Origin of the sequence: Endozoicomonas sp. ALE010, from assembly GCF_049310165.1 — a bacterium.
In the GTDB taxonomy this organism is placed as follows: Bacteria; Pseudomonadota; Gammaproteobacteria; order Pseudomonadales; family Endozoicomonadaceae; genus Endozoicomonas.
The window spans coordinates 37,391-52,789 of record NZ_JBLYNV010000041.1; the positions used below are offsets into that span (position 1 = coordinate 37,391).

Below are 15,399 nucleotides of genomic sequence, written 5' to 3' on the forward strand. Positions count from 1 at the left end.
CAATGTACAGCAGTAATCGACAGCCCATTATGGCGTTCTGGACCCTTGCCCTGTTAGCCATTTCGATGCTTTGGGGGGCATCGGCTTATGCTTTTACTCCCGCAGGGACGGTGATTAAGAACCTGGCGACGGTGACCTATCAAGATAGTCTGGGTAACAGTTATACGGCGCAATCCAACGAATCTTCTGTTACCGTGGCGGAAGTTTTTTCAGCCAGGCTGGAAAAAGACGGGCAAACTAAAGATGGTGCTCCCGGGCAAATCGTTTACTTCCCGCACCAGCTGATCAACGATGGTAATACTCAAGACCGTTTCCAGCTGGAGGCAACAAACAGCCATGACCTAAGTGAAGTAAAAGTCTATCTGGATACCAACGGCAACGGTCAGCCCGATGACAATGAACCCGAGATCAAACTGGATGAATATCTTAAAGTCGCTGCTGGTACCACAGCCAATCTGGTGGTGTCTGCTCGGGTGCCTGGCACTGCTCAGACCAATGATAAATATACATTGCTTATGAACGTTGCAGCACCAAACAACTCTTCTTTTGGTGGTGCAAATCAGGCAACAAACACTAATACCATCACCGTAACCACAGGCCCGGTAATTGTTGCAAGCAAGCAAGCAGGTGGTTAAACATATTCCTGCTGAGTTTGGCTCGGACGGAAACCCAAAAGCAAATACAGGTTCTGTCACCTACCGCATTAAGATTACCAATAATGGTTCTCTGTTGGATGAAGGTGGCATTTATGACTTCCTGCCCCACCTGCTTGATTTGAGCAGTATTGAAAACCCAGAGGGCCAGGATGCGCGTCTGAGTGGTTTTGTCACAAACATAGACAAGCCTGCCAACATTGAAATTCCCTATTTTCCTCACCATGCAAAAGCCTTATACATGGATCTGAAAAACCTGGATACCGGGGCTACAGTTGCCTTTGAGTTTACTGCTACTTACCCAGACAAGGATGTAGACGGTAATAGCTTAACGTTTTATGCCAACGCTTTACTGCAGAACAAAGCGTTTGTCACTTTCGGTGACAAAGTGTCAGAAACCAATCTTGTCTCCACAACACTGCCCCAGTTCTACGGCGTCGAGGCTGGTGAAAATAAGACTTTGCCTGAAGAACCGGCCGGTGGCATTGCCGAGTTTACCAACACTATCGTAAACCTGGGTAATGGTGCAGATACATTCAACCTGACTTTCAGTAACCACTCGTTCCCAGAGGGCACAGTACTCAGCCTCTGGGACTCAACCGGTAAAACCCCTCTGAACGACACCAATGGTGATGGCACTGTAGAGACGGGCACACTGGGTAAGGACGGCAAAATCACGATTATGGTCAAGGCCCAGCTGCCTGTGGGTGGCAAAGACACACCATCAACTGTCACACTCACTGTGACCTCTGCCGGTGATGCTACTTTTTCTGACTCTGTGATCAATACGCTGGAAAAAATCACAAAAGAAAGGATCGATCTGGCTAACTATAAAGTCGAACAGGACGGGAGCGATGTAGAGATTAATTTCCCTGCTGGATCTGAAATTACGATTGAGAAACTATTTGGTATAGACGACGCACACCCTACGACTGCTGGTGCTATATCCACAATCTCCCTGAAGCCAGGCAAAGTCGCCAAATTTGGTCTCTATATTGCCAATGAGTCGGCAACGGCCAGCAGCTTCAGTCTCTCCTCAGAGATTGACAAGAATCCTGGCTGGAAAGTGACCTATATCCATAAAGGTATTTTTGAGAACAATAACACCGATGATGGCAAGGAACTGATTCGCGCCACTGATCGGCCAATCACCTCAACACCCAGCCTGCCCGGCAATTCATTCATGAAGGTCATTGCCCAGGTTGAGATTCCGGCGGATGTGAGTAACGCGAAAGCAGGTGATTACAACATCACTTTCACCATAAACTCCAACATTCACAGTCTGAGCAACAGCACCACCAACAAGATCACCATCAAAAAAGATCTGTTGCTGGAATTCGGCCCTGGCGGTGCCAATCAGGTCGAAGCGGGCGGTATTACGTTCTATGACCATGTGCTGAAAAACCTGAGTAACACCAATCTGGAGGTCAGATTCCCTGCTGTCACTCCACCCTCTGGCTGGATCTACCTGATCTACACGCGGGATGCTACCAACGAACTCAGCGCTGCACCTGTGTCAGGACCCATGACATTGACACCTGGTGAAACAAAAAACATTGCCGTAAAAGTGTTTGCTCCTGCCAACGCCCCGGCTGGTTATGTCTTCAACCTGACCTTGGGTGCTGAGGGCAAATCAGGGGAAACTGTTATGGAAAAGGTATTCCTGACCAACTCCACCACCGTTATCAAGGGCCAGGTTGTACTGACCAAAAAGGTAGCCAAAAAGGGTTCCTCAGACTTTCAGACCCAACTGAAAGATGTTAAACCTGGCGAAACCGTTATCTGGCAAGTAAACGCTGTCGTCCAAGGTTCTGCAGATGCTCACAATGTGGTGATCACTGATGCTGCCCCTCCATTTACCCAACTGACTTCAGCTACCAGCAAATCAGCTAAAGCAGGTAACCCAACAATTACTGAGGGCGAAGGGGTTGCAGTTGTTAACGAAAACAACAGCATCACCTTCTACGTGGGTAAAGGAGCAACAGCGACTTCCGGCGGTACTCTGAGTCCTGGTCAACACGTTACCATGACCTTTGAAGTGACTCTGGATCAATCAAATCCATAACCGCTCTAACTCTCTTCTGCGCTCCCCACGCAGAAGGGCTCTCCCTGCGCTTTGCCAACAGAGCCCAGCGAAAGCCAAAGAAAAACAACAACCCGGATATTACGCAGTTATTCATGTTGAAGCGCCTTCTGACCATCGCCCTGCTCACCCTGCTCTGCCTGCTGGCAGGCTTTGGGGCGTGGGCGATTACCCCGGCGGACACTATGATTCTTACCCAGGCCAATGCCAGCTATTTTGATACCCAGCACGGCACACCGGCCATCGCTATTTCCAATCAGTCCTGGGTCATGGTCGGGGCAGTGCATGCCTTTGAACTGAAACACGACCAGAACCTGTCTGGTATTGCCGGGCAGCAAGTCTATTTTGTGCACAGGCTAACCAATCTGGGTAATACCGCCGACCGTTATCAGTTGTCGTTTATTTCAGCCAGGGCGAGCGGCCTGACCAATCTGCAGGTATTTGAATATCGGGGTGCCTTACCGGCACCGGGCACGCCTTCACTGACGCAGACCCGTACCCTGCAACCCGGAGAGAACATGCAGCTGATCATCCTGGCTACCATTCCAGCTGGTGCTGCCAACGAGGAAAGCCATTCCATCATTCTGGAAGTCAGCTCAGAGCAGGACAACACAGTCAAGCAACAAGCCACGGATCAGGTAACCATCAGTGATGTGGCGGTTCGGCTGAATAAAACCGTTAGCAAAGACAAGGCGAAAGCGGAAGATACTCTGTACTATGAGATCCGGTACCAGATTCTGGGCAATAAACCATTGCCCCACGGCACCACCACCATCGATGGCAAACCGTTCCACGGTATACTGCTGGAAGATATTCTGCCGCCACAAACCACCCTGGATTACACCATACCGGAATTTGCTCCCTACCAGGCCATGGTGGTGCTGCGGTTGGAAGACGGCAACTGGCAGAGATTCGAAAACTGGAATCGCCGACTGAAACCCACCCGTATTGGCCTTATGGTGCCCGCTGCCCAGCTGCAGCCCGGCCAGACGGGGCGGTTAAGTTTTGCACTACGCATCAACCCGAATGTCAGCAGCGGTACGCTGATTGAAAACCGGGCACGCCTATACAACAAACTGGATTACGAAACTGTTGAGGCTCGTAAGGCACTGGTTGTCAGTAACCCGGCGTACACCCTGGTTACAGAGGCCGAAGACACCATTAACCCGGAACCCATCCTCCGTTTTATTGAGCCTTCCGGTGCCAACAGCGCTCCGGACTTTTATGGTGAATTTACTCCCTCTTCTGTTTACTACCTGAACATCGACAGCCCTGCGACAAACGGTGACGTTTATCTGGAGCTGGAAGGGGGAAATTTTGCCCAATCCAGAGAATCCATAGATACCATCGAGTCGGTCACAGTTCGCTCCGACCGTGGCGATTCGGTTCGGGTAAAGCTGCAGGAAACGGCCATCGACAGCGGTGTGTTTCGCAGTGTATCACCACTGCGGTTAGCCACCGACCAGCAGGGCAATAATGGACTGTGCCTTTCTGCCAAAGCCAATAGCAAAATCGCCCTGGCGGCCCAACCGGATTACAGCCAGCCGGGCAGCAACTGTTATCTGGCCTCGCAGATCAATGACCAGCTGGTGGCTTCGATACAAGATCCGGTGACTCAGCAAAACTACACAGCCAGAGCAGTAGTCAGTCCGACGGGGACGGTGTTCAGTACCGACAGTCTGACACCTGTGCCGGATTCACGTATCGTATTTTTTGATCTTTCCGGTAATCAGGTGCTGGATGAAAAAACCCGCACACAGTCAAATACCGGGATAACAGATGCTAATGGTCGTTTTATCTATCCTCGGTTACCCGAGGGGCGCTATTTTATTCTGGTCATTCCTCCGGCTAATTATTCCTTTCCGTCCAGGATGATGCCCGCAATGCTTCCCGGGAAAAAGATTCATGACGCATCTTATGGCCGCAGTGGCATGCCAAAGGGTAATAATGCACCACTGCCTTTTGCTTTAGCACAGCGCATCAATACACAGGGCTCTTTTGAAGTGAGCAGTGCCGGTGTTGAAATGTTTGATGTGCCAGTGGACGCCATGGTGGCCACCGACAGCCTGACGCTGGAAAAAAGTGCCAGTCGGGATGAAATCGCCCCCGGAGAGCGACTGCGCTATGAGCTGAAGTTGCGCAACCCCGGTGACATTAATCTGTATAACCTGTCCGTTGTGGATACCCTGCCCCACGGTTTTAAGTACGTGGCTGGCACCACGAAGATTAATGGTAATACTGCATCAGACCCGGAGGGAGCACCCGGGCCAGAATTAGTCTTTCGCCATCAGGCCAACCCGGCAATCGCCAGCGGTGATGAATTGCTTATTACTTACGTTCTCCAGGCCGGTGCCGGGGCAATCGACAGTGATGGTATCAACCGAGCCACGGCCACCGCCAGAAAAGGTGTGACCGGACAGCGGATCACCTCTAATGAAGGCAAAGCTGAGGTGACGGTTCGCATGACCGGCGTGCTCTCCGATAAAGCCATTCTGTTCGGTAAAGTGTTTCTTGATAGCCAATGTGCAGGAGAATCTGGCTACGGGGTGCAAGACAGTAACGATTGGCCTGTGGGTGGTGTACGCCTTTATATAGAAGACGGCACCTGGGTCATTACCGATGAATACGGCCAGTACAGCCTGATGGGCCTGAAGCCCGGCAACCATGTACTTAAGGTAGACCCGGTCACCCTGCCTGACGGGCTGCCCCTGAAACCGCTGGATAACCGCCACGGTACCGACGGCAACAGTCGTTTTGTCGATCCGACACCCGGCGAAATGCACCGGGCTGACTTTGCCGCACAATGCCCTGCCACCGACGCTATTGTTGAACAGATCAAAGCCCGCAACGAAAGCATCAGCGGCGACTGGCTGCTGGACGATGCGGCAAAATATAACCGCAGCAAACCGTCAGAAACCGCCGACGCCAGTGGCGACCTGTCCAATGGTGTGATTCGCGCCCCCGAAGCCAACCAGCAGGCTGAACAAAAGCAGACAACCGAAGCACTGCCTGCGGACAGCAAAAAAAAGGAAACAGCAAGCGCAAAAATTCCTCTACCCAAAGAAGCCATAAAAACCGTCACCCGCCAGCAGGCCGAAAAAGGTACCTTCCTCTGGCCGCTGCAACAAACGGCCGATGGTCGCTTTATGGCGGTAGTGCGTGCCGGAGTACAACCAACGTTGTATATCAACGGTGCAGCCGTAGCGAATGACCAACTGGGTGAGCAGCTGCTCAATAACCGTGAGCAGGCCCAGCTGCTGGCCTGGTACGGTGTCTCCCTGCAAGAAGGTGAGAACCGGGTGGAGATAAAAGCCACCGATATGTTCGGCAATGAACGACTGTTGGCGGGTAACACCTTTAGCTACGCCGGTTCGGCTGATTCTATACAACTGGTGCCTTCTGCCAATGTATTGCCAGCGGACGATGGTCAAACCCTGCTGCCAGTAACGGTCAAATTGCTGGATAACCACAGCCTGCCTGCCCGGGGTATCTACTTTATCACTCTGGAAAGCACCGCTGGTCGCTGGCATGAAACCGATATTCAGGATCAGGAACCCGGGCATCAGATTCGTATTGATCACGGTGCAGCCACGGTAAACCTGCGCTCCGGAAACGAGACTGGCCCGGTTACCCTCAGGGCAACCACAGGGCAGCTGTCCGGTGAGGCGACCATCACCCAGGTAGCCCCTTCCCGGCCGTTAATGGCGGTGGGCCTGGTAGATATCAACAGCGGCACCATGCCTGACCTGCTCTCGGCCACGGAAGATGAAAAGGTGACCCGCACCCGTGCAGCGATGTTTGTCAAAGGGGATATCGTCAAAGACACCCAACTGACCCTCTCCTACGACAGTGATAAAAACGACGATGCCGAACTGTTCCGTGATGTGGATCCGGATGATTACTACCCCATCACCGGCGATGCCAGCGAGAAAGGATACGAAGCCCAGAGCCGCAGCAAGCTCTATGCAAAAATTGAGCGCGGCCTGAATAGCATTATGTGGGGGGATTACCAGACCAACAGCCAAAGTGCGGAATACGATCTGGCCAAAACCCAGCGCAATCTCACTGGCATCAACGCCATCTATGACAATGGCAGCACCCGTATTCAGACCTTTGCCGCCCGGCCGGAAAACAGCTTGCGCAGCGAGATCATCGAACCCAACGGTACGGCGATGAACTACCGGCTGGCAGGTGCACCCATTGTCCGCCACAGCGAAACCATCACTCTGGAAGTGTGGAGCAGGGATAATCCGGGCCTGATGCTCAGCTCCACCACCCTGGGCAGGGGCAGCGACTACACCCTGGACGAATTCAGTGGCTATCTGAAATTCACTGCTCCGGTCAACCGTCGGGATGACGAGGGCAACCCACAGAAAATCCGGGTGAGCTACGAGGTGGAGGACGATGGCGAAGCCTATACCGTGGCCGGTGGTCGTGTGCAGCAGAAACTGGGGGATCAGGTCACCGCAGGCATCAGTTACACCCTGGATCAGCACAGTACCGAAGGCAGTGAGATTGCCGGTGTCTGGGTTGAATACCAGCCAACGGAGAAAACCACAGTCGCCATTTCCAGTGCCAGGATGACCGGTAAAACGGTGGACGATAACAACCCCTCGCTGATTAATGAGCAGACCGGCAACGCCACCCGTATCAAGATTAAACTACAATGGTCAGGTAAAGGAGAAACCGAGATCACCTGGGCGAAAGCGGATCAACACTTTACCAACAGCAGCGGCGGAGTATCTGTCGGCCGGGAAGAGAGCAGTGTTAAGCACAAACAGTCACTGACTGACAGCCTCGACCTGAGAGCCGAAGCGGAAGTCAGCCGCTCGGAAGACAATAGCAACGGTTCCGGCGACAACGCCGGTGTTTATCTGGATAAACGAGTAGGCAACGGCTGGCAGTTAACCGCCGGTAGCCGGTACATTCGTCAGCGCAGTGATGAGGACCATAATGAATACCTGACCGTTCAGGCGGGTGTTGAAAAACGTTTCACCCTGCTGGATAAGGACGCCTCCCTCTCTGCAGAATATGAACAGGCATTTACCGACAGTCGTTGGCGGGCTGCGGTGGAAAGTGACTGGCAGGTTGCTGAAAAAGTCTCCGTGTATGGTCGGTTTGAACGGGATCACCACCTGGGTCCGGTGTCTGGTGACAGCGATCGCAATGAGTTCTCCTTCGGGGTCAAAAGTGACTGGTTGCCCAATACCGACACCTATTCCGAATACCGTATGCAGGGGGCTACCGATGGTAACCAGCTGGAGTGGGTCAACGGTGCGGATACCCGGTTGGAAGTGACCGAAGGCTTGTCACTCTCCCCCAGTGTCGAGTGGATTAACACCCTCAGTGGCGACAGCAGCAATGACGGCCTGGCCATCTCTGTGGGTATTGACGACAAGCGCCATGGTAATCAGCGGGCTACGGGGCGAATAGAGTATCGCTACGGACAGCTGCAGGATTATTACGGACTGGATGGTGCCATTGCGCGACGGTTAAATCGTGACTGGGCTGGCCTGATCCGTGAACAGTTCCGGCTGGAAAACCCGAAAGATGGCGAGGGTGATCAGCGACTGGAACATGCTTTTACGCTAGGACTTGCCCGTCGGCCAAAACTGAACAATGTCCAGCACGGTCTCTATCTGTATCAATGGAAAGAAGAACGGGATGAAAATGATGACCGGGAGGAAGATCGCCGGGTGCATCTGCTCTCTACCCATCAGAACCGTAAAATCCGCCCGGGCCTGACCCTCTCCGGCCGCCTGGGTAGCAAATGGGTCACCGATGAATTTGACGGAGACCCCTTTGACAGTCAGACGACGGTGTTCGACGGTCGCCTCACCTGGGATTTGAACCGGCGCTGGGATATGGACCTGCGCAGCGGCCTGCTCAGTGTGAATGGTGACGACAGTGTACGCTGGTCAGCTGGTGTCGGCCTGAATTATCTGGTCGCCAGTAACCTGCGGGTGGGCGTTCATTACAATATCGAAGGTTTCCGGGACGACGATCTGGACAGCGAAAAATACAATGCTGAGGGAGTGCATCTCAGCCTGCAGTTCAAGTTCGATGAATCGCTTTTTGACTGGTTTAGATCATGAGCCGTTTAGTAACCCCTTGTTTCTACGCCCGGCTCTGCTGGCAGAGTATTGCCCTGTGTCTGCTCAGTCTGCTGATCGCTGGCCCTGTTCTGGCTGCCACCCCACCGGGAACCCTGATCCGCAGCCAGGCACAGGCGTATTTTCTTGATGAGTATCAGCAAAGTTATATGGTCAACTCCAATGAGGTGACCACCCTGATTCGGGAAGTCACTGGCGTCCGTTTGGAAAATAGCCAGCGTCTTTTGGGAAAACCGGGTGATGAGCTGGTGTTTCCCCATCGGCTAATCAATAGTGGCAATATAACCGCCAGCTACCAGCTGACGGTTACCCACAATGCACTGCTTTATTTTGATAAAAACAACGACGGTCAGACGACAGAGGAAGACAGGGTAACAGGCCCGGTCCTGCTGCCCCCCGGTGACAGCAAAGGCCTGTTGGTCAAGGCCTGGGTGCCGGATAGTGCTGAAACAACGATTACTCTTTCTGCCCGGGTTATTAAGCCCGAGTGCAGTGGGGTCAATGAGCATGAGAGCCAGGGTCGTTTTCAGGCCGTAAATTATGACACCATGTCTCACAGTCTCGGGGTTGTTTATGAGGTGACTCAGAGGGCAGACAAAGCGGAAGCCACCATTAATGACACGGTGACCACTACGTTGTCATTTGCCCGTCGGGATAGTCATAGCGATAACAGCGTTGTGGAAATGCTGTATCGCCTGCCAGCTGAACTGGACTACGTAGGCGGTTCCACATGGCTGTATAGCGATGACGGGACTGAAAAGGTACACATTTCCGATGAGGGTATTCGCACTCCGGAAGGTCTACGTTTTCGCCTTGAGCAGTCTGTTAATCAGGCTGGTGTTCCGGTGAATCGCCATGACGGGAAGCTGGTATTTGAAACCCGGGTGAAAAGCGGCACCAATCAAACGCTTTACAATGTGGCTGAATATACCTTCTGTGAGAAGGGTGGAGATAAGCCCTGCCCGGATAATGTCAAACAGAATACCAACTCTGTCCCTCTGACCATCAAGGGGTTTGGTGTTGCCCTGAATGGCAGCCCCTACAGTTCTGAACCATACATCGGAGAACCGCAAATAGTGGTATCCGCTACTGCAGGAGGCATCGCGGAATTTACCAACTACCTGTGGAACCGTGGAACAACAAATAGTCAGTACAAAGTTACCCTGGAAAGCAGTAACTTTCCTGAAGGTGCTCAATATTGTTTAACGACAGCGGATAGCGGATGCTCTCCTTTTATTGATCAGCCGGAGCTGCTGGTAAACGACATTGAGTCAGGCAGTTACCGTGAGATCAGGTTGCTGGTGAAATTACCAGAGAACAGCCCTGGTCAGCAGGCTGATTTCTCTCTGCAATTAAAAGCCACTGATATCCTTGCCAGCTATAAGGTGGAGGATACCACTGAGAATATATTGCAACAGATTGAAGGCTCCGCTGACTATTCGGTGGACCTGACCTGTGAAAATTGCCAGAACGGTAATGGCGCTGGTCAGGGGCCGGAAGACAGTGCGGTGGTTACGCTGACCGGCAATGCGGGTGAGACTCTGCGGTTTGAACATATTGTCGTCAACAATACAGGCAACCGGGCCGACAGTTATTTGCTGGATCTGCTGCCCAAAGAAGGGGTTACTTTGCCGAATGGTATTCGCTGGTCCTTCGTTAATGAGTTTAATCAGACGGTCACTGGTACCGGCGTATTGGTTGCCGGTCAGCAGCAAAAGCTGAGCCTGTTGGTGGAACTCCCCGATAATCTGCTACCGGGCACCTGGTCCTTTTATGTAAAGGCCGCTTCACCGGTTAACCGGGGTGTTGCTGATCAGCTGCACCTGGCCATGATCGTTGAGGAGCAACAGCAAATCACCCTGACACATAACGGCAGAAGTCAGGTATCCCCTGGCAGCTTTGTCACGTTTATTCATCAGTTAAGTAACCCCGGCAACCAGACGGTCTCCGGGATTACCCTGCATCTGGAAGATTCCCGGGGTGGAGAGGGTTGGCAGTCACTGGTTTACCACGATACAAACAGCGATGGCCGGATAGATGGGGATGATCCGTTGATTCAGGGTGAATTCTCACTGCCCGCCAAAGAAACACGCCAGCTGATCGTCAAGGTATTTGCCCCGGCCAGTGCCAGTCCGGGTAGTGAAAATATCACCACGTTAACCGCACGGTTTGGCGGGCAACAGTCTATGGCGGTCACGAACTCATCAATGGCCAACAATGCGATTGTGGTAATCACCAAAATACAGGCGGAATGGGACTGTAGCAGCTCGCTGCCAACGCATTTTTCCAACGAGACTTTCCCGGTCAAACCGGGTGAGTGTGTCGTTTATAAGCTGACCGCTACCAACCAGGGCAGTGAGCCGGTTCATAATGTGGTGATTTATGACAAGGCAACGGATTTTACCCGGCTGCATAATCTGCATGGTCTTCCTGAAATGAGTGACGGAGGAGAGCATGGCGTGTCCGGTCAAACGATCAACGCTACCTGGAGCCAGGGGCTAATGCCAGGGCAGTCGGTATGCCTGAAGTTTGGGATTCAGATTCAATGAGTGGTTTTTCATGCTGCTATTTAAAAGTTAATAGCCGTTTATTTAAGACGTTGGCCTGGTGTTTTTTTGTTGTTTTGATGTGTTTTTTTTCCTGTAGCCTTCAAGCCAGGATCCAGATAGAAAGCCATAATAGCTGGTTGGCAATTATAAATGCTGTTAAAGCTAACCTGCAGGGTCCCGGTGTTGAGATCAGTAACATCAAAATTGTTAAGGCTGCTTATGACGATGATGACAGCTATTCCCAGGTTGGTACTTTCAGCAATGGCACTGAAAATTACACCCCCAATATTGGTATTTCTAAAGGACTGGTAATTTCCACAGGAAAGGCGGGTACACTTGGCTATTATAATAAGGATAAGCTTGGTACAGCATTCATAAAATTTGGTCGCGATCCAGACTTGGCCAAGCTCTTCGATGGAGAAGTTTGGCAGCACGATCCTGTCATCATCACATTTGAAATCAAGCCAAAGTCAAACAATATTTCAATCGATTTTGTTTTCGGCTCTGATGAATATGGGGGCTGGCTCGAAAACTTGGGAAATATTGATGCTTACGGTTTTTTTATCAGTGGGCCGGATATTCAGGGTGGCTTTGCAAACCGGGCAGTGAATTTAGCTACTCTGGATAATGGTGACCCCGTCTCCACAAAATACGTGAATCAAGACAAAAACTCCGAATACTACATCGATAACGGGGATCATCGAGGTAAGCACGTTGCTATGAGGGGGGTTACCAAAGTAATTAACCGTTCAATTCCGGTAATACCAGGTGAGTGGTACCAGGTTAAAATAGCCCTCGGTGAGAGGGGGATCGGGGTATATGACTCCAGCGTTTTTATCGGCCAATTTAAAAGCGAGCGGTTGTTTAGTGGTCGTCTATTCCACCACCGGCTTGGCAGTGTTAATGAAGACCGTTTGGCCGAAGGTGATGAAAAGGCGTTTGACTATTTTAGCAATGCCCGCGTGGTTTTGTTTGATGCCCATAAGAATAAGATGGAAACAAAAACCGGGCCGAGGGGAGAGTACCGGTTTATCGTTAAAGACCAGGGCCGTTACCAGATAGCCGTTGATGCTGCCACCCTGAAAGCTGCTAACGATGTTAATGTTTATTATCCTGAACAAACCTGGAGCAGTCGTGGTGGCCGGTGTATCGGCAAAGACTACAGCGATGTGACGTTAACAACTGCCGGTTATTGCTATGGTGGGAAAACCGGTGGTCTTAGCGACGAACTCAAGAATCAGAATACACCTGAAAGTGCAGAACACTTGATTGAAGTACCCGATGGATTACACGACTCTACCCGTCTGAATTTTGGTTTCAGCTTTGATGTTGTTACGCAGCCAGGGGATACCGGGCAGGGCAGTTTACGTCAATTTATTGCCAACGCCAATGCCGGAGCCGGTACGGGAGAGATGCTATTTGTGCCGACAGTACATTCGAACAATGGTACAACCTGGAAAACTGATCTTCAGACGTCATTGCCTGCGATTAAGCGAAGCCAACTTATTATTAATGGTAGAGCGTTCAGCCTGACAAACCCGGAAGAGCGAGTTAATCCCGATCCTCAGAAAATCAAGGATGGGCTTAAAGCAGGAGCCGAACAGAAGCCATTACCATTTTGGCAGGCACCGGATTTACACCTGGAAACCAAAGTATCGCAGGAAGCCATCTTGCAATTGCAGGGAAGTGGTCAGAAGATTCAGCACATCGCCTTGACCAATGGTTCCGGCAGCACCGGCAATATGAACGGCATTATCGCATCCAGTGCCTGTAATAAAGGGTGCAGTGTGGTTGATACCGTGATTGGCAAAAACCCGGTTGGAGCCCCTTCACCCAAAGCTTTTTATCGTGGCATTACGGCCCGGGAAGGTAGCGATTTAACTGCCACTCACAACTGGATTAGCGGTACCCTTGATTCGGGAATACACACAGCAGGCTCAGGCACCTTTTTCAGTGGCAACCGGATTGAATCCGATCGGGGCCCCGGAGTTGTTGTAAGCAATGGAAGCAATCGGGCGAGGGGAAACCGTATATCCCGGAATCAGTTTGTGACAAACCAGTCGATCCCTATCTGGTGACTCATGGTCATGGCCTACCTGATGGTCCTAACCATGCCACCGGTAATTATGATAATCACAAACCCAATCGAGGCATTGATGCTCCCTATATCAACCATGTACGACAGGAAAACGGTGTTTTGATTGTGGAGGGGTTTGCCATGCCGAAGGTCAAACTCGAGTTTTACAGCGTCATAAACGGCGAGTATCGCTATTTGTTTGAGAGGATCGAAGGTAGCAACGACGATAAGGATAACGGCAGAGCCACTTATATAGACCCGGTTCAGGGCAGCAAGCTGATCACCCAGGAGCAGTTCCGATTCACAATTCCCAATATGCCACTCACCGGAGCATTAGCGGCTATTGCTATTGATGATCATGGCAATACCTCGGAGTTCAGTGTGGGTACTACAGGCTCTGTTCCGGGCTCTATCAAAACCAATATCTGGCAAGACCAGAGCCGCGATGGCGAGAGACAGGCTAATGAAACCGGCTTTCAAGGTATTCATGTCAAGTTAACTAAATTGGATAAAGTGTCTGGCATGCCTGTGTTGCAACGAGAGGATAAAACAGACGCAAATGGACTGTTAACCTTTGCTGATGTTCTTCCGGGAAATTACCAGGTTGAAGTTTTACCAGACCAGCCCGGGCTGAAAGACTGGCAACCCGGAGCGAAGGGCAACCCGGTTGAACTGACCGTTGCAGCCGGTCAGGAATCACCAGCGATGTTTGGTTATGTACCGGGCACTCCGGAGTTGACGCTGACGCCGGATTATCAACGGGCGGTGGCACCTGGTCTGGCGACCCGGTTCACCCATACATTACTCAGCTCTATGGTGGGTAATGCCAGGCTCAGTTATCAGTGGCTCGATAGCAGTGGTCGGCCGCTGGCATTGAACTGGTCAATACAGCTGTTTGAAGCCGACTGTGATCAGGCAGTAAAAGACAATATCCAACTATCTCAGCCCATTAGACTGGAGGCCGGTCAGAATACCTGTTTTGATGCTACGGTTTTTGTTCCTGCAGAAATGCCGCCCGGTTTCAGGGCAACGCTGGAGATCACGGCACAGTCCACCAAAGCGCCTGCCGGGATAATGGCAGAGCATGGCCAGGAAGAGAAAATTACCCGAAGGATACGCGACACCATTACCGTCACCACTGGCAGCAGTGGACGACTGGTACTGAATAAACAAGTGCAAAATATGAGCGAAAGCACAGGCTCATCCACTGCCAATCAAGCCAGCCCCGGTGACATGCTGAGATACACCCTGTTTTTCAGTAATCCGGTGGCTGGGCCCATTCAATCGTTGACACTGCGGGACAGCACGCCGCCCTTCACATCGCTGGCCAGTGAAGTTCAGTGCCCTGAAGCGTTACGCGAAATATGTAAAGTCAGAACCATCGATGGTAAGGAAACTTATCAAGGATATCGTGGCGATATTATCTGGTCATTCAGCGAGAGGTTAGCACCTGGTGCCAGTGGCAGTGTCAGCTATGACGTGATAATTGAATGACCGCTGAGAGTTTCTGTTCCGGGAAGTGGTTAGGAGGAGGAATTTACATCAAAGGCTTTATTGCTATGCAGGGACAATACCATGGCAACATTTTTCATCCCGGGTTATTCCGATATGGACATCACTCAGCTATATTCCGTGCCAAGTATGATGTGCCAGGACGACATAACAGCCTGCCAAACTGAAATCCAATGCTGGGTAAATGGTAATACCGCTGGCTTTTTCAGTAGCCTCCGTCAGGCAATTAATCCACTTTAATATCCTTTCGCTACAATGCAAAAACCCCGACAGATTGCTCTATCGGGGTTTACAACCTTGAGCGTACTCAAGGTAAATAATGGTGCCTGGCGATGACCTACTCTCACATGGGGAGACCCCACACTACCATCGGCGATCGGTCATTTCACTGCTGAGTTCGGGATGGGATCAG

The 15,399-nt window shown here is 51.5% G+C and carries 6 protein-coding genes and 1 rRNA gene; 6 read left to right on the forward strand and 1 reads right to left on the reverse strand.

Going from position 1 to position 15,399, the window contains the following annotated elements; all coding sequences use genetic code 11:
• Window positions 1-2: 2 nt before the first annotated feature.
• From ACO6UY_RS16235 to ACO6UY_RS16260, 6 genes are all read left to right on the forward strand, one after another.
• The gene (locus tag ACO6UY_RS16235; RefSeq protein WP_422490609.1) at window positions 3-635 is read left to right on the forward strand and encodes a hypothetical protein; all 633 of its coding nucleotides are present in this window, start codon (window positions 3-5) and stop codon (window positions 633-635) included.
• Entirely contained in the window at window positions 610-2,718 is a 2,109-nt protein-coding gene (locus tag ACO6UY_RS16240; protein WP_422490611.1) for a hypothetical protein, read from the forward strand. Before ACO6UY_RS16235 ends, ACO6UY_RS16240 begins: the two co-directional genes overlap by 26 nt.
• 113 nt (window positions 2,719-2,831) lie before the next feature.
• On the forward strand, window positions 2,832-8,831 hold the full coding sequence (locus ACO6UY_RS16245; RefSeq protein WP_422490613.1) for a hypothetical protein: 6,000 nt from the start codon (window positions 2,832-2,834) through the stop codon (window positions 8,829-8,831).
• A complete protein-coding gene (locus ACO6UY_RS16250; RefSeq protein WP_422490614.1) occupies window positions 8,828-11,398 on the forward strand; it encodes a hypothetical protein in 2,571 nt (856 codons plus the stop codon). The genes ACO6UY_RS16245 and ACO6UY_RS16250 overlap by 4 nt, the downstream gene beginning before the upstream one ends.
• A 77-nt stretch (window positions 11,399-11,475) precedes the next feature.
• Entirely contained in the window at window positions 11,476-13,476 is a 2,001-nt protein-coding gene (locus ACO6UY_RS16255; RefSeq protein WP_422490620.1) for a choice-of-anchor L domain-containing protein, read from the forward strand.
• Window positions 13,473-14,969, forward strand: coding sequence for an SdrD B-like domain-containing protein (locus ACO6UY_RS16260; RefSeq protein ID WP_422490616.1), 1,497 nt, complete (start codon window positions 13,473-13,475; stop codon window positions 14,967-14,969). The genes ACO6UY_RS16255 and ACO6UY_RS16260 overlap by 4 nt, the downstream gene beginning before the upstream one ends.
• Window positions 14,970-15,311: 342 nt before the next feature.
• Here ACO6UY_RS16260 and rrf read toward each other — a convergent pair.
• A 5S ribosomal RNA gene (rrf, locus tag ACO6UY_RS16265) occupies window positions 15,312-15,399 on the reverse strand; the annotation flags it as partial.

Excerpts from the sequence above, each read along its gene's own strand:
- ACO6UY_RS16235 (WP_422490609.1), top strand. The coding sequence starts at position 3 with ATGTACAGCAGTAATCGACAGCCCATTATGGCGTTCTGGACCCTTGCC.
- ACO6UY_RS16245 (WP_422490613.1), top strand. The coding sequence starts at position 2,832 with ATGTTGAAGCGCCTTCTGACCATCGCCCTGCTCACCCTGCTCTGCCTG.
- ACO6UY_RS16250 (WP_422490614.1), top strand. The coding sequence starts at position 8,828 with ATGAGCCGTTTAGTAACCCCTTGTTTCTACGCCCGGCTCTGCTGGCAG.
- ACO6UY_RS16255 (WP_422490620.1), top strand. The coding sequence starts at position 11,476 with ATGTGTTTTTTTTCCTGTAGCCTTCAAGCCAGGATCCAGATAGAAAGC.